Source organism: Arthrobacter sp. ISL-69 (genome assembly GCF_018613775.1).
Classification (GTDB): domain Bacteria; phylum Actinomycetota; class Actinomycetes; order Actinomycetales; family Micrococcaceae; genus Arthrobacter.
Genome location: NZ_JAGGPO010000047.1, coordinates 23,987 through 47,609, shown reverse-complemented (window position 1 = coordinate 47,609; position 23,623 = coordinate 23,987). Strand labels below are relative to the sequence as shown.

Genomic DNA, 23,623 nt, shown 5'->3' with positions numbered 1-23,623 from the left:
TCCATCTCACACGTAAGGAAGAAGTTCATGGGTACTACACCAACCGAGGTCCTGGCCTTTCCAAACATCAGGGCCATCGTCCGGGACAACGGGACCGCTGAGGTCGTCGTCGCGGGTAACTCCCGCGTCGTGCCTGCCGGGGACTCTGTACAGGATCTCCGCAACAACGCCCTGGCCCTGGTCGTGGGCGAGGCGCAGACACTGCAGCGCCCCGTCCGGGTCCAGATCGAGGATCCCGAAGGACACGGGGAACTGATCGTGCACCCGGACAACAAGATCGAATCCGTCTCCTACGAACCGCGCCCGGCACGCCGCCGGGCAGAGGCCCCGGAAACCACCCCCGAGACCGTCGCTCCAACCGTCATTGATACGGTCCCTGTTGCTGCTCCTGAACCAGTAGCCGTCCCCGCACAGCCCACCACTGCAGCAACGGTGGACCGCCAGCCATGGCCGCCCAACCCCGTCGAGAACGAGCCATCAACCGAGACTCCTGAGCCAGCCCAGCCCTCGGCCGCCGCGGAAGAACCGCAGAGAACCGCAACCGCCCCGGAAGCACCGCTGACCCGGCGCAGCCTGAAGGAAACCTCGTTCCTGGTCAGCGCCCCGGTTTTGGAACCGGCAACACAGGGCTGGCGGGGAACGCTCACGCGACTCGGATACCGGATGGCCCCATCCACGGAAGAACTCTCCGAACGGGAGGACATTCGCACTGTCAGCCAGCACTGGCCCGGCCCGCGCACCATCGCGGTGGTGAACCGCAAGGGCGGGGCGAACAAGACCCCCACGGTCGTCATGCTCTCGGCCATCCTCGCCCGCTACAGCGGGGCCGCCACAGTGGCCTGGGACAACAACGAATCCCAAGGCACCCTCGGGTGGCGGACGGAAAAAGGCTCCCACGACCGGAGTGTCCTGGACCTCATCGATGCTTCCACCGAGCTGCTGTCACCTTCAACGAACGCGGCCGAAATCGCCAAGTTCGTCCATCACCAGACCGCTGACAAGTTCGACGTTCTGCGCTCGGATGAGAACGAAGAAGGCGATCACGAAGTCACCGCTGAGGAAGTCGATATCGCCCACCAGGTGCTCACCCGGTACTACCGGCTGGTGGTCATGGACTCAGGCAACACCGCCCGGGCGGCAAACTGGCGTCGGATGATCGACCACACCAACCAGCTCGTCGTCCCTGTGACCGCCATCGAGGACCGCGCCGAAGCCGCCCGGCTGACGCTGCAGACCCTCGAATCCCGTGGTGGCCACGACGCGGAACTGGCACGCAACGCCGTCGTGATCGTCTCTGAGTCCACCGACGCCAAGCGCAGCATGACCGGGGACGCCCTGAAGCGGGCCAAGGACGAGGCGCAGCGGATCGCGGACGGCTTCGAACCGTTCGTCCGGGCGGTCGTCCGGATTCCTTACGATCCGGCCATGGTCAACGGCCCCATCCGCTATGAAGCCCTCCAGCCCGCCACCCAGCGAGCATGGCTGGCCGCAGCGGCCGCCGTAGCCGCCGGCTTCTAAAACAACCCACCAACGGATTCTGAAAGGAGGAACCATGCAACAGTCCCTGAACCCCTGGATCACCAGCCCCGCCGCCGACGGAGCAGAAGAGGAGGCGCCGGACGCGCACGTGCCGCCTGCGGCAGTGATCAGTGAACCGCTGAGGGGAATGGTTGAACCGGACACGGCAGACCGCCTATCCCGCCGCACCATGTCAGGTTCTGCAGCGCTGTGGATTACCGGCGCCCAAGGGGGAGCCGGCGAGAGCCGCATCGCTGACCTGCTCGACGGGGCCCGCCCCACCGACCACTGCTGGCCCGTCCTGCAGGACGGGAGCACACCCCGGGTGCTGCTGGTCTGCCGGGCAGACATGCGCGGCCTGACAGCGGCACAGAGCGCACTGACCCAATGGGCATCAGGCGCGGCACCGAAGCTGGATCTGCTCGGCCTCGCCGTCCTGGCGGACGCACCGGGGAAGACTCCCAAAGCGCTCCGTGACTTCGCCGCAATCGTCGGCGGGGGAGCGCCCCGACTCTGGACCCTGCCCTGGGTAGAGGCCTGGCGGCACGGCGACACCACAACGCCGCCAACGGGCCGCGAATACCAACGATTCATCAATGACTTGGCCTCCCTGGCCACCGACACCACACCCAGAACCACCCACTGAAAGGTCTCACCATGAACTCGTTCTCCGCACTTGCAGCAAGCGTCATCCCCAACCCCACCCCGACCGTCCCGGCCGAGGCCGGCGGCCTGCTCACGGTCCTGAACTGGGCCTCCGGTATCGGCCTGGTCCTGGGTGTCCTTGGCGTCATCATCGTCGGCATCGGCATGGTGATTCAGCTCCAGCGCGGCGAGGGCGCACAAGCCATCGGCAAGCTCGGCTGGGTCCTCCTGGGCTGCATCATCATCACCGGCGCCTCCGGTATCGTCCGCGCCTTCGTCTAAGCCAGCACCAACAACGGGAGGTTCATCATGAGCCAGTCAACAGAGAGCACCACCGAAAGCAATCCGTTCACCAAACCCGGTTTCCTCATCGCTGCCGCGCTGGTGGTCGCGCTGATCGCAGCAACCGTCGTCATCTTCCTGCTCCCCAAAGGACAGGGAAATGCCCAGCCGGCTCCTGCCCCGACAGAGACCAGCAGCACAGCCGCAGCCAGCCCCAGCGCCTCCGCTGGGGCTGGCAAGAGCGTCTGCGGCCTCCCTGCGAGCAAGGAAACTGCACTGGGAACCGCGCCCAAATCCAAGTGGGACTTGCTCGGAACCATGGCCGTTCCAACAGATCCATCAACAGCAGGCCCCGGCACTGTGGGCAAGGACGGTCTGAGGTCGTGCTTCGCCCAGTCACCCACAGGGGCTCTTTACGCAACGGTAAACATCTGGGCGTCGTCATTCAACGGCTATGCAAAACAGGTTTACCTGGAGCTTTCAGCTGACAGCCCTTCGCGGGACAAAGCAGTACAGGCCATAAAGGAAGGCAAGGACGTCAGCGGTGGGACCTCACCGAAGGTCCAGATCGCCGGCTTCATCATCCATTCATACACTCCCGAAACAGCCGTCGTGGAGCTGGCCATCAAGAGCAACGACGGCGGATATGGTGCTTTCTCAACGTCAGTGCTTTGGGAGGACGGCGACTGGAAACTCGATATCCCGCCCGCTGGCGGAGGCGCAGTTCGCCAGATCAGTGACCTGAGCTCGTTTATCCCTTGGGCCGGCGTCTGACATGGCAGAAAAGGAATGCGAAGTTTGGAACGCGGTCTGCTGGACCCAACAGGGTGCCAGCAATGTCGCGGCGGGGATCGCAGACGACGCAATCAACAATCTTGCAAAAGCCATCATGGAGGGCATGAGCCAGATGGTGACAACACTGTCTACCTTCTGGGTCTCCATGCCCACGGTGAACCTGGCCAGCGAGGACGGCACCACGCCAAGTCCCGTTGTTTCTGCGGTCAATAGCGAATTGATGCCCTGGACGCTGGCGCTGGCAGTCCTCGCCGTCATCCTCGGAGGCATCCGGATGATCTGGGAACAGCGTGGGGCACCGCTAAAGGATCTTCTCCGCTCGCTGCTTACGCTCACTTTGGTGTCGGGCCTTGGCTTGGGTGTCATCTCGATTCTGGTGATCGCCGCCGACGCCTTTTCTGTCGCCGTCATCGAGCGTTCCACGGACGGGAAGGGATTCGCAGAGTCGATGAACATCCTGGTCATAACCAACCAGACCGGCGTCGGGGTGTTTATCCTGATCGTCCTGGGGTTGATTGGCCTGATTGCCTCTCTCGTCCAGGTCGTGCTGATGGTGGTGCGCAGCGGCATGCTGGTGATCCTGGCGGGCATCCTGCCGACCACGGCCGCGTTCACGAACACGGAGATGGGCAGGCAGTGGTTCCAGAAAGCAGTTGGCTGGACTATTGCCTTCATCCTCTACAAGCCTGCGGCAGCCATCGTTTACTCGGTCGCGTTCCTGCTAATGGGCAACGGTGCGGGCCAGAACGCGCTGATTAGGTCCATCACGGGCTTCACGCTAATGGTCGTTGCCTTGTTCGCCCTGCCAGCCCTGATGCGTTTCGTCACGCCGATGGTCGGTGCCGTCGCCTCTGGCGGGGGAGCCGGGGCAGGCGCGGCAGTGGGGGCCATGGCAACAGGTGCCGTCTCCCTGGGCCGCAGTGGCAGCGGCAAAGGCAATGCCGCACCGACACCAGCGAGCACGCAGAGCAACCAGTCAGGCACGTCTCCGAAGGGCAGCGACGGAACACCTGGGCCCAAGGGAGGCGGCGGCCAGCCGACGCCAGCGTCGACCGGTCCTGCTGGAGCCACCGGCACCGCGGCGTCTGGCACAGCAGCTGGTACTGCAGGAGCTGGGGCGGGAGCAGGAGCAGCAGCTGGGGGAGCCGCAGCAGCAGCTGGACCAGTTGGCATGACCGTAGCCGCAGGAGCACAGGTGGCGTCAAAGACATCGCAGGCAATCGAAAAGACCGCGCAGGATTCAACCGGGGAGGGCCCCAGTGGCAGCAATTAGCACTGAATACAAAGAACCGTCCTACGGCAATTGGCGCGTACCGCGCTCAGCCGGTCTGGGCAACCTCGGCGCTATCGGCACCGGGATTGTCATGGCCGGGCTGTTGCTGGGCATCACCAGCTTTGCTATCTGGGGTTTGTTCCCGGGCCTCGCTGTTCTGGCCTTGGCCGGGGTCAGCGCCCTGTTGCTGACGGTCAAGGACAAGCATGGCCAGTCCGTTGTTGACCGGTTCGGCACCCGCATGGCTTTCAAGCTCTCCAAGTCCTCCGGAACGAATCTCTACCGTTCCGGCCCCCTGGGCGTGACGCAGTGGGGCATGTACCAGCTCCCTGGCCTAGCCGCGAAGTCCACCCTGTACGAGTTCACCGACTCCTACAAGCGCCCCTTCGCCCTGTTGCACGTGCCGACCACCGGCCACTTCACGGTGATCTTCTCCACCGAACCTGATGGTGCCTCGCTGGTGGACCCTGAGCAGGTTGATGCGTGGGTGGCGAACTGGGGCGGATGGCTCGCCGGGCTGGCGGATGAGGCCGGGCTGGACGCCGCGGCTGTCACGGTGGAGACCGCCCCGGACTCTGGGTACCGGTTGCGGAACGAAGTCATGATGAACATCGACCCGAACGCGCCGGCATTTGCCAAGGACATGCTGAGTGAAGTCGTTGATACGTATCCGGAAGGATCGGCCACGGTCCGCGCCTGGGTGTCCCTGACCTTCAACTCCGCTATTCGGGCAGGGTCCAAGAAGCGCACACCGGAAGATGTTGCCCGTGACCTCGCCTCGCGGATCCCGGGCCTGTCGGCCCGGCTTCAGTCCACCGGCGCCGGTATTGCCCGTCCGATGTCCGCGCAGGAACTCTGCGAGGTCGTGCGGATCGCCTACGATCCCCCCGCTGCCCTGATCATCGATGAAGCCCATGCCGCCGGTTCTCCGGTGTCCCTGACCTGGGGCGAGGTCGGCCCCACCGCGACGCAGGCGAGCTGGGATACTTACCGGCACGACAGCGCGTTCTCGGCCTCCTGGACGATGACTGGCGCCCCGCGCGGGTCTGTGAATTCCTCGGTCCTGTCCCGGCTGCTGGCCCCGCACGGGGACGTTGACCGTAAGCGAATTTCCCTGCTGTACCGCCCGATGGATTCCGCCCGGGCAGCCGCCGTGGTCGAGCGGGACCAGAACAACGCCAACGTCCGCATCACCTCCGGAAACCGGCCCTCCGCCCGCGCCCTGGTCGACGCCCGCTCCGCCGTGCAGACAGCGCAGGAGGAGGCCCAGGGTGCCGGGTTGGTGAATTTCGGGATGGTCGTCACGGCCACCGTCACCGACCGGGAACGCCTCGATGATGCCGTCGCCGCTGTGGAGCAGACCTCCGGTACTGCCCGGGTGTTGTTGCGCCGCGCTTACGGCGCGCAGGACACCGCGTTCGCGGCCTCCCTGCCGCTTGGCCTGGTGTTGCCCAAGCACAGCATGGTGCCGTCCGAGATTAAGGATGCCCTCTAATGACCCTCATGAAGATGTTCACCCGTACATCCAAGCAGACCACCGAGCCGACAAAGGCTGCGCCCAAGAAAAAGGCTGAGAAGCAGCCGCGCGAGGCCGGGCCGGGTGCCCGTGGCTGGTCCGGTCGTGGCGGGGGCATGGCCCAGCTCGTCCCGTCCGTGAAGGAATACCGGGGAACAACGGTTCAGGTCTGCGGCCTGTGGCCGTTCTCCTCCGGCGCGTCCTCGCCCATGATCGGCGTCCCACTCGGACGCCACGAGGAAACCCAGGCCACGGTCTGCTGTGACCCCATCAGCTGGTTCCAGCGCGCCCGACTCATCTCCAACCCCTCGGCCTTCATCCTGGGCAAGCCCGGGCTGGGGAAGTCCACCGTGGTGCGCCGGATGTTCATCGGCCTCTCCGCGCAGGGTGTTCACCCCCTGATCCTGGGAGACCTCAAAGGCGAGCACGTCAAAGCCGTGGAAGCCCTCAACGGGCAAGTCATCAAGCTTGGCCGTGGCGTCGGGTACCTGAACATTCTGGACCCCGGCCAGGCCGTTGAAGCCGCGCAGCTCCTCGAGGACAGCGGCCACCATGAGGATGCCACCCGGGTCCGGGCCGACGCGCACGGCCGGCGCCTGACGATGGTCGTTTCGCTGATCACGATCAGCCGGAACAACCCGCCCACCGATCAGGAACAGACAATCCTTGACCGGGCGCTGCGGGTACTCGATGACCGGTTCGAGGGCGTCCCGGTACTGAAGGACCTCCTGGACGTGATCATCTCCGCGCCCGATGAGCTGCGCCAGGTCGCACTGGACCGGGGAGACATGACCGTCTACCTGCAGGAAACCCGGGCCTTGGAGGCGACGCTGCTGGGCCTGACCGGTGGAGGAAAGCTGGGGGAAATCTTCTCCCGGCAGACCACCAATCCCATGATGCGGGACCGCGCCGTGGTCTTCGATGTCTCCAGCATTGACGAGACCGAAACAGACCTGCAGGCCGCAATTTTGCTGGCGTGCTGGTCCTACGGATTCGGAACCGTCAACGTCGCCAACGCCCTGGCAGATGCCGGCCTGGAACCGCGCCGGAACTACTTCGTCGTCCTCGATGAGCTGTGGCGGGCGCTGCGCTCCGGCAAAGGCATGGTTGACCGGGTGGACGCCCTCACCCGTCTGAACAGGTCCGTGGGTGTCGGGCAGATCATGATTTCCCACACCATGTCTGACCTGCTCGCCCTCCCCGCGGAAGAGGACCGGATGAAGGCCCGCGGCTTCGTGGAGCGTTCCGGCATGGTCATCTGCGGTGGTCTGCCGGCCTCCGAGATGCTGCTGCTGACCTCGGCCATTCCATTGTCCCGCCAGGAGCAGCAGAAACTCATTTCCTGGCAGGACCCGCCCGCCTGGGACTCACGCGGCGTTGACGTCGAACCTCCCGGCCGCGGGAAGTTCCTGATCAAGGTCGGCGGCCGCCCGGGGATCCCGGTGCAGGTTGGGCTGACCTCGATCGAAACCGGAGACCATGGCGTGAACGACACCCAAACAAAGTGGCACGCCCCGGCTGATTCCCTCCTTGAGCCGGCAGCTCCGCAGCTGCCCACCGAAGGAGGCACACCGTGAGCGCACCGAACCGTAAAGGAATGGGCCTCGGGGATGCCCTGCTGGTCTGGCTGGCCATCGGCTTCATCGTCGTCTTCGGCGGCGGGACCTACGCGGCCGCCCACCTCGGTTCCTGGATGGCCGGCATCGAAGCACCGCCCATGCACCCGATTGACCTGATCGCCGGTCTGGTCAAGGGCCGGGTTCCCTGGCCAACCCAGTCCACGGTGGCCGCGGCCCTCATGGCCGCCGTGATCCTGGTCCTGACCATCGTCGTACTCGTGGCCTGGAAGAACGGTGCGTCCAAGCGAGCCCGGGTCGATAAGGCCGCCCGGTACCTGGGCCGTGGGAAGTCCCTGGCCGCGTTCTCCGAGAAGGGCGCAAAAGCGACGGCCGAGCGCCTCGGAGTGAAGGACACTCCGGGCATCGTCGTCGGCAAGGTCGTCTCCACGAGCCAGACGTTCATGCAGTCCTGGGAAGACCTCAGCCTCGATATCTGGGGTCCTCGTACAGGTAAGTCGACTTCACGGGTCATGCCCGCGATCCTGGACGCACCCGGTGCCGTTGTCTCCACCTCGAACAAGCGTGACGTGGTGGACGGCACCCGGGGGGTCCGCGAGCTCACCGCCCCTGTGTGGGTGTTCGATCCGCAGAAGATCGCCCAGGAGGAAGCGGAGTGGTGGTGGAACCCGCTCTCCTACGTCACGGACGAAGAGAAGGCCTACAAGCTCACGCAGCACTTCTCGGTCGGTTCAAGGGTCCCGGGATCCAAGCCGGATGCCTACTTCGACCCCAAGGCCGAAGACATTCTCTCCTCGTACTTCCTCGCGGCCGCGCTGGGTGAGCGGCCCATCACGCAGGTCTACCTGTGGGTGACGGAGCAGGTTAACCGGGAACCAATCAACATCCTGAAAGAGCATGACTACGAGCTGCAGTACAAGGGGCTGGAGTCCACGCTGGAACTGGCCGACAAGCAGCGCGACGGTATCTTCGGCACCGCCGAGAAGATGATTCAGTGCCTCAAGAGCAGGAACACGCTGCGCTGGGTCGCTCCGACAGGTGGCGCGACGGTGGCCACGGATACCCGCCGGCAGTTCAACCCGCATGCTTTCGCTGCCTCACAGGAGACGATCTACATCCTCTCCAAGGAAGGGGCCGGCTCTGCTTCCCCGCTCACCACAGCTTTGACGGTGGCCATCGCTGAGGCGATGGAGGAACGGGCCGAGCGCAGCGGCGGCCGTCTGCCCAAGCCTGCGCTGTTCGCCCTGGACGAGTTGGCCAACGTCGTCCGCTGGGCTGCCCTGCCGGATCAGTTCAGCCACTACGGCTCCAAGGGCCTGATCGTCATGGGCATCCTGCAGTCCTGGTCACAGGGCGTTGAACTGTGGGGCGAGGCGAACATGCGGAAAATCTGGTCGGCCGCGAACGTCAAGGTCTACGGCGGCGGCGTGGCCGAAGAAGGTTTCCTCCGGGCACTCTCGGACCTGATCGGGGACTATAGCTACACCAACGTCTCCGTCTCGTCCGGAAAGTCCGGCTCCAGCCGCTCCCGACAGGAAGGCAAGGAACGCATCTTCGACGTCTCCAACCTCGCCGAACTCGACCGCGGCCGCGCGGTGGTCCTCGCGTCCGGTGCCCCGGCCACGCTGGTCCGGACCATGCCCTGGTACACCGGCCGGCATAAGGAAGCCGTGGAGGCGTCCATCAGGAAGTACAGCCCCCGCCCGGAGGAACCGGAGGCCGTCCCGGTGTCCGCTGCACCGGTCGCTAATCCCTGGGTCACCGGGTAAGGAAGCAACCAGCCATGGCAGATGATTTCGGATTGTTCGATACGGACACACCCGCCCCCAACCCCGGCACAGGCGAGGACGGCAAGCCGGAGAAGGCACCGGAACTCGTCTACGGCACGGCCGAAGAGTTCCTTCACGAGCAGCTGCTGCCGACATACGTCCGCAGCGTCACCGGGAAGACCGCAAAGTGGTGCATCGAGTGGTACTTCCACCCCGAAGCCGTCTCCCGCGTTGCGGCCTTGTGGCGTTCCTGGGAGCACCTGCGCCTCGACCCGGCAACCGGGATGAGCGTCTGGTGGCGCGATCACGCAGACCACCACATGGGCGTCCTGTTGAACCCCCAAGGGCCGTTCTACAACTGCGATATGAAAGAACACCGCGACCCGGACCATCTGGAACCCAAGAAAGCACCTGACGGCTGGTTCCGCGACGCAAGGACGCAAGCTACCTAAGCACGAAGACGAAAAGGGGGAGACCGCCAGTTGGCGGTCTCCCCCTTTTGGGGTGGCTTGTGAAAAAGTGAAATATCCAACGTTAGGCATCGCAGCGTCCGGTAACGATCGTTACCGGACCTAATCCGACAATGGCTTAGCGCTACTTTTCCGCGCATTGGTCCCGGACTCCCGAAACGGCGCCTGGCCACCACGTACGGATAGTCCGGCGCCGTCGCTTCCAAGGCTGGGCAAGGGAGTCCCGACGAGGCGCAGTTAGCGTCCTACGAGTCCCATCTGGTGTTCGTTGTACCGGTCGCCTTGCACTCCTACCCGTGCGGCCAGGGCATCGAGGCCAGCGAGCTCGTCAGCTGAGAGAGCGATCGTCGTGGACGCTGCGTTCTCCTCGACGCGTTCCCGGCGGCGGGTACCTGGAATCGGGACGATCCAGGGCTGCTGGGCGAGCAGCCAGGCCAAAGCGATCTGGCCTGGGCTTGCTTGTTTGCTGGCAGCGAGGTTTCCGATGTGGTCGACGAGAGCCTGGTTCGCGGCACGGTTCTCCGCCGTGAAGCGCGGGATGGTGGTCCGGACGTCGCCGTCACTGAACGTGGTGGAGCTGGTGACGCTGCCGGTGAGGAATCCTTTGCCGAGCGGGCTAAAGGGAACAAACCCGATACCCAGCTCCGCCAGGGTCGGAAGCACTTCAGGTTCGGGGTCCCGCGTCCACAGCGAGTACTCGCTCTGCACAGCCGTCACAGGCTGAACGGCGTGAGCCGCCCGGATCGTGGCGGCAGATGCTTCAGAGAGTCCGAAGTGGCGGACCTTGCCGGCCTGGATGAGTTCCCCGACGGCGCCGGCGACGTCCTCGATGGGCACATTCGGGTCGACCCGGTGCTGGTAGAACAGGTCCAGCGTGTCCACGCGGAGCCTGCGCAGTGATTCATCGGCGACCTGCCTGATCCGCTCCGGGGTGCTGTCCAATCCGAGGACTTTGCCGTTATCGATCTTCATCCCGAACTTGGTGGCGATGACGACCCGGTCGCGGACAGGGGCCAGTGCCTCGCCAACGAGTTCTTCGTTGACGAAAGGCCCGTAGACCTCCGCAGTGTCGAAGAAGGTGATGCCGGTGTCGACCGCGCCGCGGAGCACGGCCATCATGGCCTGCCGGTCTCCTGGGTTGGGCCCGTAGCCTTGGGACATGCCCATGCAGCCCAATCCGATGGCTGAGACCTGCAGTCCCTGGCCGAGGGTACGTGTATGCATCTGGTGTTCCTCTTTCCTGTTCGTGTTTACTGCTGTGTGCACACCACCGGGTGCGGTGCGCGGCTGTCAGTTAGTAGCCGGTAGGGGTGTTTTTCCATGGTGGCGGCGCGGGTCCGCTCAACGACCACGAGTGATGTTGCGGCCGGTGTCGAATCCCGAGCGGTAGGGCCGTGGTTGCTGCACCCTGCGTTGCTGCACCTTGCTATTGCGGATGCCATCAGGCCAGAGGCTGTTGCTGCCGTAAATTTTCTTGTTCATGGCTCCTGCCGGTGCAGTGGTTCTTTTCGGTTTCTTATTTGAGGTTTCGTCGGCCCGGCCCTGGGCCGGAAGGATGTGAAGGGAACCTACTCGGTGCTGTCGTGGCGTGACAGCCTGACTTCTTCTATGTCGAGCCTGGCCTGCACTTGGCGGAGCACTGTGTCATCGATGCGGCTTTCGTCCCGGAGCCTGACAACGGCGGCGCGTTTGCGGGCGAGTAGTGCCAGGCGCAGCGCGGTGTCGTGCTGGTCGTGCCGGAGCGCTCGTTCGTCTCCGGCGCGGTCGTTGCTGGCGTGCAGGACGCGCAGGTGTTCGGCGTATTCGCGGCGGAGCCGGTCGGTGACTTCGTGGTCGGCGCCAAGGTCGTCGGCGAGTCCCGGGAGTGCTGTCAGGGCTTCTTCGATGGCGGTAGTTTCGGCGAACTGGCGTTCCTCACCGGCGGACCTGTCGTGGGGCAGACGGGCCCAGCGGACCACTGCCGGCAGCAGCGGACCCTGGATAACCAGGGTTACCACGATGACTCCGGCGGTCACAAAGATGATCATGTCCCGGCCGGGGAACGGGGCGCCTGAGGCCAGCGTCCCAGGTACAGCCAGTGCCGCGGCGAGAGACACGGCCCCACGGAAACCTGCGACTCCGCTGACTACCCGGGCACGGTTGCTGACCCTTCGCAGGCGCTGCTGGGGCCGCCTGTCGATGAGCCGGATCGCGTAGGTGGTGACGAACAGGAAGAGGAAGCGGATGCCGACCACCACTGCCGAGACTGCCGCCACAGCCAGCAGTCCGCTCGCGAGCCCTACACTGTTCAGCCCCCGGACAGCGGACTGCAGCTCCAAGCCAACCAGGACGAAGAGGGCGCCGTTGAGCAAAAACGCCGTGAGGGACCAGAACGCCTGTCCCTGCCGGCGGGCTCCGGCCCGGACCACCCGGGGACCGATCTGGCTCATGAACAGCCCGGCGACGACCACGGCCAGGACTCCTGAGGCGTGGACGGTCTCGGCGAGCAGGAAGGCGGTGAAGGGGGTCAGGATGGAAACGACGTTGGCCAGCAAAGGGTCCTCCAGGCGGCGGTGGATCTGCATTCCAACCCACGCTGTCACGGCTCCGGCCAGTGCCCCGGCGCCGTAGGCGAGCAGGAACAGCCCCGTGATGCGGGGGATGTCGAAGTGCTGCTCGCCGACGGTGATGCCCACGGCCAGGCCGTAGATCACCAGGGCGGTTCCGTCGTTGATCAGGCTCTCGGCACGCAGCGCCGTGACGTTGCGGCGGGGCAGCGCCCGGGCGAGTACCCCGACGGCGGTTGCATCGGTGGGGGCGACGGCGGCGCCGAGAACCCAGGCAGGCCCCCAGGGCAGGCCGAGTGCGTGCGCGACCAGGGCCACGCCCCCGGCAGTAGCGATTACCAGCGCGGTACTCATTAGCACGATGCCGCGCAGGTTGTTCCGGATTTCCCGCAGGGACGTGGTCAGACTTTCCCAGTACAGCAAGGCCGGCAGGAACAGGAGCAGCACGGTTTCCGGAGGCAGATGGACCTCACGCAGTGTGGGAATGAAACCCAACAGGGCGCCGCTGGCCAGCAGCAGTACCGGGGCGGCGACCCGGACGCGGCGCGCTGCGATGTTGCACACCAGCACCAGCACGCCCAGGATCACGACTAGTTCTAGTCCAAGCACGATTATTGCCTTTCACGTGGTCGGTCGGCCCGCTTCGCCCATGATCCGCAGGTCTTCCCCATCTCGATGTCCTCTCGGACGCGACCCATTCGGTTGCGGTCGTAGAAGTCCCGGGCCTGAGGAACCGGCGTCCGTCATCGCCGGACGCGAGGAGAAGTCCCTTCTCTTCGCGTGAAGTGAAGAGAAGGGACTTCGGAGCTCGTCTTCGGCCTTCGCCGCTAGTCGGTAAACACCTTCTTCGCGATCCCCATCGCGGCCATCCCGTAGGGCCAACCGGCGTAGAAGGTGACGTGGGTCAGGGCTTCGATGAGCTCTTCCTGGGTCACGCCGTTCTCTACGGCACGGCCAAGGTGGAACTCGAGCTGCGGGTAATGACCGCCGGCGGCGAGCAGCGCGACGGTGATGAGGCTGCGGTCGCGGGCCGCAAGCTCGGGGCGGTTCCAGACGTCCTCGAAGAGCACGTCGTCGGTGAGGGCGGCGAGCTTGGGGGCGAAGTCTTCGAACAGGTTGCGTCCGCCGCCTACCTGCTTGGGCTGGTCAGTCATGAGGATCCTTCTTTCATTTGGGTGGGTTGGTGGTGGGTTCTACGGTTGAAGCGGCACTCTGGTCCGCCACCGTCGTTCATCTGATGGCTGGAGCCGCGGTTCGTGGCGCTGCTCCGGCCGGGTCAGTCCGCGTCAGTGGAGGACGCGAGCTGCTTCTGGGCCTCGAGCGCCGTGAGGCGATCCTGCAGAACCTGATGGGTTGTGCCGTAGGCGTCGGAGCCGAGCAGCAGTCGCAGCGGCGCGGGCTCGACATCGACGCTGTCGATCATCGCGGCGACCATCTTGCCCGTGTCACCGAGCGCCTCAACACCGATCAGCCCGCGGAACGCGTGAGCCGGGTTGCCTTCATAGGCGGCGAGCTCGTCGGCGATCTGCACGCTGCCTCCGAGGAACTCGGTGCGCGCTGCACCGGGCTCGACGATCGTCACACCGATGCCGAACGGGGCAACTTCCTGCGAGACGGACTCCGCAAAGCCTTCTATGCCCCACTTGGTGGCGTGATACATCGATGAGCCGGGGAAGGTGACTTGCCCGCCGTAGCTGGAGATCTGGATGATCCGTCCCCCGCCCTGTGCACGGAGGTGCGGCAGCGCAGCGCGGATCAGCTGGATTGAGCCGGAGAGGTTGGTGTCAATGATGTGCTGGATCTGCTTGTCGGAGAGCTCTTCGGCCGCACCGAAGAGCCCGTAGCCGGCGTTGCTGACCACGACGTCGATGCGCTCAACGTCTCCGAAGGCGCGGTCGACGGTCGAGCGCACAGCGGCGGCGTCGGTAACGTCGAGCAGCTCCACGCGGAAGGCGTCGCCGTACTGCTCCTGCAGATCGGCGACGGTTTCGGGCTTGCGCACGGTCCCGATGACATGGTCGCCGCGTGTGAGCAGCTGCTCGGTGAGCACCCGGCCGAAGCCGCTGGATACACCGGTGATAAGCCAGGTGCGCTTGGTGGTGATGGAATCGGTGGTCATGGTTCTCCTATTTTCGAGGGTCGGCCGGTTAGAAGGTCTTGGGTTCGTTAAGAGATGAGGAGGCTACCGTCGGCGCTGCGGGTGGTGCGCACGCTTTCGGGTCAACGTTTCGGGCACCGGGCACGACCGTGTGGCCATGAGCGGCGGGACCTGGCGAGGGCCCGGCTGACTTTCTGCCCGTCCCGAGGATCCCCTGTTCTCACGATTCGCCTCCGGGCCTGTCAGCGGGTGTCGGGAGGGCGACGCCGGTGTGGTCGGCGATCTGTGCGATGAGCTCGTCCTGGAAATTTTGGTTCAGGGTGGCTGGGTGGGGTTTCTGCTGGTGCATGTGGTGCCAGTACCCGCCGGTGACTTCGGCTCCGGGGTCGTTGCTTCCGGCCAGCCATGCCTGGGTGAGGTGGCCTTCGCGGAGGTCATCCGACGCGCCGGCCCCGCCCATACGGGTGGGCACCCAGCCGGGGTCGACGGCGTTGCTGAAGGTGTCCGGCCAGGTGCGGGCGAGGAACATCGTGAACGCGGTGATGAACAGTTTCGAGTCCGAGTACGTCTTGGTGGCCCGGGTCCCGGACCAGTCCGCGCCGGTCAGGTCGGCCCGCCCGCCGCGGTGCATGCCGCTGCTGAGGTACACCAGCCGGTCCGGGAGTTCAATCAGTGCCGTGAGCAGGTAGGGGGCGACGACGTTCACCGGCAGGAGGGCGGCTCCGTCGACGACGCCGGCGTTATGGATGATGGCGTCCATCCGCCCGATGCTGTTCACTTGCTCTGCGACAGCGCGAACGCCGTCGGCTCGGGCGAGATCTCCGACGACGATTCGGACACCGCGTGCGGTCAGATCGTTCAGTGCGTCGGCCCGGTGGGGATTGCGGGCGTGGAGGACGAGCTGGTGCCCGTCGTGGAGGAGGTCCAGGGCGGCGTTCCGGCCAAGTCCTTCGGAGGATCCGGTGATGAAGATGCGGGACATTTAAGGGATCTCTTTCCTGGTGTTCGGTGGTGTCAGTTCTGGTCGACGAGAGCACCGCGACGGGTGAAGACCCAGACGAGGAGCGCGACGATGACGATGGCCAGTGCGGTGCCGGTGATGGTGGGCCACCCGCCGGTGGCCCACAGCGGCCCGGCGAGGGCGGAGCCGATCGCGCCGCCAAGGAAGTTGCTGACCACGAACGCGGTGTTCAGGCGGCTCCGGTTCTGACCGGGCAGGGACAGCAGCCGGGTCTGGCCGAGCACGAGGGCGCCCTGGGCGGCGAGATCCAACACGATCACGACCACGATCAGTGCGATCACGGAGGACTGTGCCAACCAGGCGCCGACGAAGGAGACGGCCAGGAGGGTCAGCGCGACTCCGGAGGCTGGCACTGACCAGCCGCGGTCGTGGAACGAGCCGGCGCGCCGCGCGGCGACTGCACCTGCGAGGCCCGCGAGGCCGACCAGGCCGATCTGGCCGACGGTGAAGGAGAACGGCGGGGCGGACAGCAGGTAGGTCAGCGAGGTCCAGAACAGGGAGAACACGGAGAACACTGCGGCGCTGATGAGGATTGTGGGCGCGGCTGCACGGTGCTGGGCGACGGTGGTGAACACGGACCGGAGCAGACGGAAGTAGTTCGTGGCCGGGCGCTGTTCCAGCCGGGGGATCATGAACGAGAGCACGACGGCGAGTGCGACGGTGAGGATGGCGGCGAGGACGTAAATGGCGCGCCAGCCGACGTACTCTGCTACGGCTCCGCTGATCGTGCGGGACAGAAGGATGCCGATGAGGGCACCGGAGGCGATGGTGCCCAGCACACGCCCGCGCTGTTCGGGAGCCGCCAGCTCACTGGCCAGCGGGGTCAGCAACTGCGCCGAAACGGTGGTCAGGCCCACTCCGCCGAGCGCGGCGAGCAAAAGCGAGAAAGTGGGGGCGACGGCCGCGCCGATGAGGGCGATCGCTGACAGTCCAAGAATGAGGGGAATCATCTTCCTGCGGTTCAGGACATCGCCAAGGGGGACGATCAGGAAGATCCCGAGCGCGTAACCGATCTGGGTGACGGTTACCAGCGACGCAGCGACAGCCGAAGACACATCAAGCGAGCGAGCGATCTCCTCGATAAGGGGCTGTGCCCAGTAGAGGTTTCCAACGGCGAGGCCGGCGGCGATCGCGAAGGTGATAGTCCGAAGACGCGTCATGCCACTGGTGCGCGTCATGCCACTGATGGTGGAGGTTGTCATGATTTCCTTTCCTGATGATTGCGTAACGCTCCCAGCGGTTGCGTCAGGGGTATTCAGCCGAGCCAGCCGCTGAATTCACCGTTGCAGCTGCGGATACCACCGATCGGGGACCACGTGGGGAACCTCATACGTCGCCCTGTGCGGGTGTCGGAGTCACTGAGCGGCGCTGAGCGAAGACGAGTGCGCTGAACAGGATGAGGGCGATGGCGGCGAACGTGGTTCCAACGACCGGTGGTGCGAGCTGGCCCAGGGTGCTGGTGAGGGCGGCGCCGGTAATGGCCGTGCCGATGGCGGTGCCGACGTTGAACATGGAAGTTGCCATCGCGCTGGGAAGGGTGGCGCCGTGCCCCCCGTACTTCGTGACAAGCGAGAAGAGCACCGGGTTGGCTGACAGTCCCACGGCTCCGAGCACCGTGAAGGCGACAAGGGTAGCTACCGGAATCGTCGAGACGATGGACAGCATTGCCATGGCAAGAAGACTGATGAAAACAGTGACCACGGGTGTGCGGAACGGACGGGTGTCACCGAGACGCCCACCGACGACGTTCCCGGCCAGTGCACCGACACCGAAGAGGAGCAGCGCTGCGGGCACGTACGACGCGGAGAGTCCCGTCCGGCCGGTGAGCAGCGGTGAGATGAAGCTGTAGACGGACAGGACCCCGGCGGTGACGGCGGCGCAGGTAGCGAGGACCAGCCACAGGCGACCAGAGCGGAGTGCGGCGAACTCCGCACGGATCGAGGGAGCGGTTCGGCCTGTTGTCTCTGAGGGCACGAGAGATGCCACCGCACCGATGGCCACTGCAGACAGGAGCGCAAGAGCCCAGAACGGTCCGCGCCATCCGACGACCTGGCCGCCGAGGGAGCCCAGTGGCACGCCCACGACGGTCGCGAGCATTCCGCCTCCGAGGACGATCCCGAGCGCGCTGGAGCGGCGCTCGGGGCCTACCAGGCCGACGGCGACGACAGCGGCGACGGACCAGAATGTGCCAGTCGCGATGGCAGCGGCGAAGCGGCTGAGCAAGAGCACGACGAAGCTGTCGGTGAGGGCAAGTACGACGTGCGCAACGGCGAACAGCCCGAGCGCCATGACGAGGGTGACCCGCCGGGGCAGGCGCAGCGTCAGCATCGGCATGACTGGTGCGCCGATGATCATGCCGACGGCGAAGGCAGTGACCGCCAAGCCCGCGTGCGCCTCGGTGGTGCCGAAGTCGGCGGCGACCTCGGGCAAGAGCCCGGCCACTACGAACTCGGTGGTGCCCATCAGGAAAGTTCCTGCGGCCAGGACGTACACGGCCAGGGGCAAAGAAGGTCCGCGCCGGCGGGCGAGCTGGAGGGGTGGCTGGACGGTGGTCGTGTCAGGCATGAAGGCTTCCTGGGGAGGGGAATGGGGAAAGGCGCAGGTGCCGGCGGCGGCGGGAGCTGGGCGGTTCAGGGCAGGTGGGGAACCTCAACGCCTGGTTCTGGAGGCGCCGGTGGTGCCGAACTTCGGAGTTTGGATGCACGGTGTCTGACGACAGCAAAGTTAATCCTAGAAACCGGATACTTGGCATCCATATAAGAAATTTATCATACAAGCGGATACGCCGCAACCGCTTAGCCGAGCGGGTGCCGCGGCTGGGGGCCAGCACCCGCTCGTCGCGGTAGCGTCGGCGAGGACTACTTCAGGTTGTTGTTGAAGAACTCCGTGATGGTGTCGAACGGGATCTTGTCCGCCCGGTCGTAGAGGTCGACGTGGTTGGCGTCCTCTATGATCATGAGCTCCTTCGGCTCCGCCGCGGCGGCGTAGGCGTCCTCGCTGAAGTACCGCGAGTGGGCGTCCTCGCCGGCGATCAGCAGGGCCGGTCGCGGGGAGATTTCGGCGATGTTGGTCAGCAGCGGAAGATTCATGAAGGACAGCGGGGTGGTCGCGGTCCAGGCGCCGTTCGAGTTCGGCGAGTTCTCGTGGAAGCCGCGCGGGGTGCGGTAGTAGTCGAAGAACTCTTCGGTGACCGGGTCGGTGTCGGCGTCCAGCTTCTCAGGCAGAATCCGGGGACCGGGCGCTGTGGAGTCGTTGTCGGCATCTGTCCACCGCTGCTCGCTCAGCTGCTCGAGCAGCCGGGTGCGCTGGTCGGTGGTGAGGCTGTCATTCATGCCGCGGCCCATGACCCGCGACATGTCATACATGCTCGCGGTCACGACCGCCTTGATGCGCTTGTCGACCGCCGCGGCGGACAGGCCCATGCCGCCGAAACCGCAGATGCCGATGCGGTTGCGGTCCACCACGGCCTGCTGGCCGAGGAAGTCGACAGCGGCGCTGAAGTCCTCGGTGTTGACGTCCGGGGTGGCCACATTGCGCGGCTCTCCGGCACTCTCACCGGTGTACGAGGGGTCGAACGCGAGGGCGGCATATCCCCGCTCGGCCATCGTCTGGGCATACAGACCCGACGACTGCTCCTTGACCGCGCCAAACGGACCAGAGATCGCGAGTGCCGCCAACTGTCCGCCGGCGGAGTTCTTCGGCAGGTACAGGTCACCAGCGAGGATGATGCCGTAGCGGTTCTTGAACGCGACCTTCTCGTGCTCGACCTGATCGCTCTTGGGGAAGGTCTTGTCCCACTCCTGGGTCAGCTCCAAAGCTTCTCCTTCTATCTCAGATACATTCGTGCTGGCTCTTCCAGTCTGGCGCGAACGCGCACTGAACCAGTAGAACGATGCTGGCTCGTTCTTGCCTGATCCTGCGAAGCGGGGCTCGGATTGGGCAGAAGCTCCCGCTTCGGTGGCTACAATTTTGTCCTGAGCGGGTCACTGCCGCCGCCGACGACGAAGGAGGGACCCCGGTGCCGGATCATCAGGACGACCATCAGCCAGACCGGCGCCAGGAAGCGCTCCGCCGAATCCTCGCGGGCACGATCGACCGCTGGACCAAGGGCTCAGAGGACATCCCGACCGCTATTCCCGGTTTGTCGTTCTTTCGCCGCGAGGCACCGACCGAACCAGGGCTCTGCCAGATCGAGCCAAGCGTCGTGCTCGCTGTCCAGGGTGCCAAGCGCATCCTGGTCGGGGAAGGTAACTACGCCTATGACAGCCGGAATTTCCTGATCGCATCGCTCGACATCCCCGCTAGTTCGCAGGTCCTGGACGCGAGCCCGGAACGCCCGTGCCTGGGACTGATCATGCAACTCGATCTCCGCATGCTGGCCGAGCTGGGGGCGCAGACCCATCTCCCGCCTCCGAAGGACTGCTCGGACCGAAGGGGGGTGGCCCTGGGAACCGTCACACCGAGCCTGCTGGAGCCGTTTAAGCGGCTCACAGACCTCCTTGAGGAACCCGAAGCGATCGAGGCGCTGGCACCGCTTGTGCTGCGCGAGATCCACTACCGGCTGCTCGACAGCGATCAATCAGGTCGGCTGCGTCAGCTGACGGCGGTCGGAAGTCAGAGCTTCTCCGTCGCCAGGGCCATCGGGTGGCTCAAGGCCAACTACGCCTCACAGTTGCGGATCGAGGAGCTCGCCGACCGAGTGCACATGAGCCCGTCGAGCTTCCACCACCACTTCCGCCTGCTCACGGCCATGACCCCGCTGCAGTACCAGAAGTGGCTGCGGCTGCACGAGGCCAGACGGCTGATGCTCACCGAAGGGTGCGACGCCACCAGCGCTGCGTACGAGGTCGGCTACGAGAGTCCCTCGCAGTTCAGTCGCGAGTACTCGAAACTCTTCGGGGCCCCACCCCGACGTGACGTGATCGGCCTGCGCCGCAACGCCGTTCTCGCGGCGCACTAGCCGTACGCCCCGGCACGTCATCGGATTCGGGACAAGCCGCAGCACGGGCGGGCCGCCGAATAGATGCGGCCCGCCCGTGGGTGGGGTGATGCTCAGGCTTCGTCGATGACGATGCCGGAGGACTCGAGGTCGAGGTTGTCGATGTCGAGGGTATCTCCGGTGTCCAGTGCGTCGATGCGGGTCAGTTCATCGCCGGTCAGCTCGAAGTCGAAGACGTCGAAGTTCTGGGCGATGCGTTCGGCGTTGATGGACTTGGGGATAGCCGAGCGGCCCTGCTGGATGTGCCAGCGGAGCATGACCTGCGCGTTGGTCTTGCCGTAGACCTCACCGATGGCACGGATCGTGGGGTCGTTCAGCGGGTTGGAACTCGCCCCGTTGTAGCTGCGGATACCGCCGATCGGGGACCAGGCCTGGGTGAGGATGCCGTGTGCGGCATTCTTCGCCTGAATCTCGGCGTGGGTGTTGTACGGGTGCAGTTCGATCTGGTTGACCGCCGGCACGATGTCCGTTTCGGCAAGCAGGGCGTCCAGGCGGGCCGGCACCAGGTTGCTGACACCGATGGCGCGCACAGCCCCGTCGGCCAGGAGCTTCTCCAGCGCCTTGTAGGCCTGGATCGTGCGCTCGAACTTTGCGGTCAGCGGCTGGTGCAGGAGCAGCAGATCCAGCTGCTCGACGCCGAGCTTCTTGGTGCTCTTCTCGAATGCGTGCAGGGTCTCGTCGTATCCGTAGTCGCTGATCCACACCTTGGTTTCGATGAACACCTCTTCGCGCGGCACTCCCGAGCGGTGCAGGCCCTCACCAACTTCCCGCTCGTTCAAGTAGGCGGCGGCGGTGTCAATGTGTCGGTACCCGAGTTCCAGTGCGGTCTGCACGGCTGTGACTGTCTCCTCCGGAGCGGTCTGGAACACGCCCAGGCCGATCGCGGGCATAGTGACGCCATTATTGAAGGTAAGTGCCGAGGACATTTCTTCTCTTTTCATCTATCGGTTCAATGTTGACGTTGGGGCGCCACTCCCACGACCAGGGTGTCCAGTCGCATCAGAAGCACGTCCGCAGAAATGGCTGGCGCCGTGCTTAGGAAGCTTCTGCCGGGACGCCGGGTCCGGGCTTGTGGTGGGCGCTCATGTCGCCGACGCCATCTGCATCGACGATCCGTTCCTGGAAGCGCCACGATCCCTCGTCGAGGACGAACGTGTCGAGGTAGCGACCCTGGAATATCAGCTGGAGGGGGAAGTCCTTGGTGACCTGGATCGAATCGACGTACGAGACGCTGCGTGCGGTGGCACCGTCTTCCGCGATGTCGATGATCAGGTTGCTCACGACGTGCCGGGTGCCGAGCCGGTCACCGTAGACACGAATGACCTGGAGGGCTGCCAGATGCTCCTCGGCGCCCTGGCAGATCACCTCGGGCGATAGCTGCCAGCGTGCGTTCTCGAACAGTGCAGCGGCGCCGGCCAAGTCAGCACCATCCAGACGATGGCAATAGGTGTAGATCAAGCGTGTGATCGCCGATTCGGCGTCGCGACGCTGCTCAGATGTCAACATGTTTTTCCTTCACTTCTAATCGGCAGTACGACTGACCCCTGTTCGCGCTGGGCGCCGGAGCGTTGACTGCTACAAATCTGGAATACCCGAGTCCAGACGGGAGACCTGGAAGCCCTTCTGGAGGCGCCGGGTTTTGGTGTCTAAACCTCGGAGGCTGGATGCACACTGTCTGATGGCAGCAAACTTGCAAGAAAACGGATACCGCACATCCATATAATGAAATTACCATAGAAGCGGATACGCCGCAACCGCTTTGGTAAGCTCTTGAACATGACCGAACTCAAGCTGCGTAAGGATGCCGCCCGCAATCGCGCACGGCTATTAGAAGCAGGGCGCGAGGTCTTCGCCCAGCGGGGCCTGGATGCGACCCTGAACGATGTCGCCCACCATGCCGGCGTGGGTGTGGGCACGGCGTACCGACGGTTCGCGAACAAGGAAGACCTCATCGACGCGATTCGGTGTCAGCAGGACAGTGAACTCGAGGCAATCCTGAATGAATCTCTCGCCATGGATGACCCCTGGGACGCACTCGTGCTCTATCTGGAGAAATCGCTCGCCCTGCATGTGAGAGACCGCGGGATGGCCGAACTCCTCACCGGACGGCGCGTCCGGCCGGAAATGCACGATCAGAGCCGCAACCGGCTGGCGCCTCTCGTGAATCGCGTCGCCGAACGTGCACGCGACGCCGGAGTCATACGCGCAGACGCCACCGGCACGGATTTGATCTTCCTCCAGATAGCCTGCATATCCATCGGCAACGTCGTGCAGAACGGCCCCGAAATCGAAGAACGCAACGATGCCCGCGACCTATACCGCCGCTATCTCTGGGTCATGCTCGATGGCCTGACCCCTCAACGCGGCGACACCGCACCACTCCCCGTACAAGCACTCACCACGGCGCAGCTCCACACACTCCTCCGCGGCCCCATCACCGCGGACAACTCACACGCGATGGGAAGCAACGCCAACGGCAGGCCGTAGGCCGTTCCCCACGGGTCGACACCACGTCGTCACCCACGAAAAATTCATCGAAACCATCACCCACGTCCCGCTCTACGCCGACTGGCCCAAGAGCATGTGAGCCATGGCGTCGCCAAGAATGTCTTTACACACAGCAGGTAGGAAAAACATGAACATCGAACCCCTAGTGCCGACCACCAAGAACCCGCCGGCCCAGTTTGCCGGGGACGTGTGGCTTGACCCGATCGCCCTACCCCACGAGGACGACCAGACGATGGTCGTCGCGACGGTCCGTTTCGCCCCCGGAGCACGAACCGCCTGGCACTCCCACCAGCACGGCCAGTACCTTCGCGTGACCCAAGGCATCGGCCGTTTCGGTACCCGGGACGGAAAGATCATCGAAGTCCACCCTGGCCAGACGCTTTACACTCCACCCGGCGAAGAGCATTGGCACGCCGCCGCCCCCGGCTGCTTCATGGAACACATCGCCATGCTCCAAAACGGCGAGGACCCGTCCAAAACCACCACCTGGGGCGAGCACATCACCGACGACGAGTACAAGGGCCGCTAACTGCAGCTCGTGACTCACAAGCCAATAAGGAGTTGGGTCTTCTCCTTGCACAGAACACGCCAACTCTTCAAGGGGCC

At 64.9% G+C, this 23,623-nt stretch carries 23 protein-coding genes; 12 read left to right on the top strand and 11 right to left on the bottom strand.

Annotated elements, in window-relative coordinates:
- The first annotated feature begins 27 nt into the window (after nt 1-27).
- The 9 genes from J7I79_RS22480 to J7I79_RS22440 are packed head-to-tail and all read left to right on the top strand — an operon-like array spanning nt 28 to nt 9,827.
- On the top strand, nt 28-1,518 hold the full coding sequence (locus tag J7I79_RS22480) for a chromosome partitioning protein ParA (RefSeq protein WP_214957208.1): 1,491 nt from the start codon (nt 28-30) through the stop codon (nt 1,516-1,518).
- A gap of 34 nt (nt 1,519-1,552) precedes the next feature.
- Complete coding sequence (locus tag J7I79_RS22475; RefSeq protein WP_214957206.1) at nt 1,553-2,164, top strand: DUF6668 family protein; 612 nt, start codon at nt 1,553-1,555, stop codon at nt 2,162-2,164.
- An 11-nt stretch (nt 2,165-2,175) separates the two neighbouring features.
- Nucleotides 2,176-2,445, top strand: a complete 270-nt coding sequence (locus tag J7I79_RS22470; RefSeq protein WP_193591271.1) for a hypothetical protein — start codon at nt 2,176-2,178, stop codon at nt 2,443-2,445.
- 27 nt (nt 2,446-2,472) lie between these two features.
- Nucleotides 2,473-3,219 (top strand): hypothetical protein, encoded by a 747-nt coding sequence (locus J7I79_RS22465; RefSeq protein ID WP_214957205.1) that lies wholly within the window; start codon nt 2,473-2,475, stop codon nt 3,217-3,219.
- A 1-nt stretch (nt 3,220) separates the two neighbouring features.
- Nucleotides 3,221-4,513 (top strand): hypothetical protein, encoded by a 1,293-nt coding sequence (locus J7I79_RS22460; protein WP_214957203.1) that lies wholly within the window; start codon nt 3,221-3,223, stop codon nt 4,511-4,513.
- Nucleotides 4,500-6,008: an SCO6880 family protein gene (locus J7I79_RS22455; protein WP_214957201.1), complete on the top strand. Its 1,509-nt coding sequence runs from the start codon at nt 4,500-4,502 to the stop codon at nt 6,006-6,008. The genes J7I79_RS22460 and J7I79_RS22455 overlap by 14 nt, the downstream gene beginning before the upstream one ends.
- On the top strand, nt 6,008-7,606 hold the full coding sequence (locus J7I79_RS22450) for an ATP/GTP-binding protein (protein ID WP_214957199.1): 1,599 nt from the start codon (nt 6,008-6,010) through the stop codon (nt 7,604-7,606). Before J7I79_RS22455 ends, J7I79_RS22450 begins: the two co-directional genes overlap by 1 nt.
- Nucleotides 7,603-9,375 (top strand): type IV secretory system conjugative DNA transfer family protein, encoded by a 1,773-nt coding sequence (locus J7I79_RS22445; protein WP_214957197.1) that lies wholly within the window; start codon nt 7,603-7,605, stop codon nt 9,373-9,375. The genes J7I79_RS22450 and J7I79_RS22445 overlap by 4 nt, the downstream gene beginning before the upstream one ends.
- A 14-nt stretch (nt 9,376-9,389) precedes the next feature.
- Nucleotides 9,390-9,827, top strand: a complete 438-nt coding sequence (locus J7I79_RS22440; RefSeq protein ID WP_214957195.1) for a DUF4913 domain-containing protein — start codon at nt 9,390-9,392, stop codon at nt 9,825-9,827.
- Nucleotides 9,828-10,082: 255 nt separating this feature from the next.
- Here the strand turns inward: J7I79_RS22440 and J7I79_RS22435 are convergent, their stop codons facing one another.
- The 9 genes from J7I79_RS22435 to J7I79_RS22395 all read right to left on the bottom strand — a co-directional run bounded on the left by J7I79_RS22435 (nt 10,083) and on the right by J7I79_RS22395 (nt 19,325).
- Nucleotides 10,083-11,069 (bottom strand): aldo/keto reductase, encoded by a 987-nt coding sequence (locus tag J7I79_RS22435; RefSeq protein ID WP_214957193.1) that lies wholly within the window; start codon nt 11,067-11,069, stop codon nt 10,083-10,085.
- 117 nt (nt 11,070-11,186) lie between these two features.
- On the bottom strand, nt 11,187-11,327 hold the full coding sequence (locus tag J7I79_RS22430; RefSeq protein ID WP_214957191.1) for a hypothetical protein: 141 nt from the start codon (nt 11,325-11,327) through the stop codon (nt 11,187-11,189).
- A gap of 86 nt (nt 11,328-11,413) precedes the next feature.
- Nucleotides 11,414-13,000: a Na+/H+ antiporter gene (locus J7I79_RS22425; RefSeq protein WP_214957189.1), complete on the bottom strand. Its 1,587-nt coding sequence runs from the start codon at nt 12,998-13,000 to the stop codon at nt 11,414-11,416.
- Between the two features lie 218 nt (nt 13,001-13,218).
- A complete protein-coding gene (locus J7I79_RS22420; RefSeq protein ID WP_214957187.1) occupies nt 13,219-13,545 on the bottom strand; it encodes a carboxymuconolactone decarboxylase family protein in 327 nt (108 codons plus the stop codon).
- 122 nt (nt 13,546-13,667) lie between these two features.
- Nucleotides 13,668-14,510 carry an SDR family oxidoreductase gene (locus tag J7I79_RS22415; protein ID WP_214957185.1) on the bottom strand — a complete coding sequence of 281 codons (843 nt, stop codon included), beginning with the start codon at nt 14,508-14,510 and terminating at the stop codon, nt 13,668-13,670.
- 199 nt (nt 14,511-14,709) lie between these two features.
- The gene (locus J7I79_RS22410) at nt 14,710-15,471 is read right to left on the bottom strand and encodes an SDR family NAD(P)-dependent oxidoreductase (protein WP_214957183.1); all 762 of its coding nucleotides are present in this window, start codon (nt 15,469-15,471) and stop codon (nt 14,710-14,712) included.
- A 32-nt stretch (nt 15,472-15,503) separates the two neighbouring features.
- Nucleotides 15,504-16,712 (bottom strand): MFS transporter, encoded by a 1,209-nt coding sequence (locus J7I79_RS22405; RefSeq protein ID WP_214957181.1) that lies wholly within the window; start codon nt 16,710-16,712, stop codon nt 15,504-15,506.
- 124 nt (nt 16,713-16,836) lie between these two features.
- On the bottom strand, nt 16,837-18,075 hold the full coding sequence (locus tag J7I79_RS22400; RefSeq protein ID WP_214957179.1) for an MFS transporter: 1,239 nt from the start codon (nt 18,073-18,075) through the stop codon (nt 16,837-16,839).
- Nucleotides 18,076-18,368: 293 nt separating this feature from the next.
- Nucleotides 18,369-19,325: an alpha/beta hydrolase gene (locus J7I79_RS22395; protein WP_251043166.1), complete on the bottom strand. Its 957-nt coding sequence runs from the start codon at nt 19,323-19,325 to the stop codon at nt 18,369-18,371.
- Nucleotides 19,326-19,528: 203 nt separating this feature from the next.
- Here J7I79_RS22395 and J7I79_RS22390 point away from each other — a divergent pair, with 203 nt between their 5' ends.
- Entirely contained in the window at nt 19,529-20,470 is a 942-nt protein-coding gene (locus J7I79_RS22390) for an AraC family transcriptional regulator (RefSeq protein ID WP_214957176.1), read from the top strand.
- A gap of 92 nt (nt 20,471-20,562) precedes the next feature.
- Here J7I79_RS22390 and J7I79_RS22385 read toward each other — a convergent pair whose 3' ends face one another.
- Together J7I79_RS22385 and J7I79_RS22380 are read right to left on the bottom strand one after the other, a co-directional pair.
- Nucleotides 20,563-21,435, bottom strand: coding sequence for an aldo/keto reductase (locus J7I79_RS22385; protein ID WP_214957175.1), 873 nt, complete (start codon nt 21,433-21,435; stop codon nt 20,563-20,565).
- Nucleotides 21,436-21,544: 109 nt separating this feature from the next.
- A complete protein-coding gene (locus J7I79_RS22380; RefSeq protein ID WP_214957173.1) occupies nt 21,545-22,015 on the bottom strand; it encodes a nuclear transport factor 2 family protein in 471 nt (156 codons plus the stop codon).
- Nucleotides 22,016-22,285: 270 nt separating this feature from the next.
- On the opposite strand from J7I79_RS22380, the gene J7I79_RS22375 reads away from it, so the two are divergent.
- Together J7I79_RS22375 and J7I79_RS22370 are read left to right on the top strand one after the other, a co-directional pair.
- Complete coding sequence (locus tag J7I79_RS22375) at nt 22,286-22,996, top strand: TetR/AcrR family transcriptional regulator (RefSeq protein ID WP_214957171.1); 711 nt, start codon at nt 22,286-22,288, stop codon at nt 22,994-22,996.
- Nucleotides 22,997-23,144: 148 nt separating this feature from the next.
- The gene (locus tag J7I79_RS22370; protein ID WP_214957169.1) at nt 23,145-23,546 is read left to right on the top strand and encodes a cupin domain-containing protein; all 402 of its coding nucleotides are present in this window, start codon (nt 23,145-23,147) and stop codon (nt 23,544-23,546) included.
- Nucleotides 23,547-23,623 lie beyond the last annotated feature (77 nt).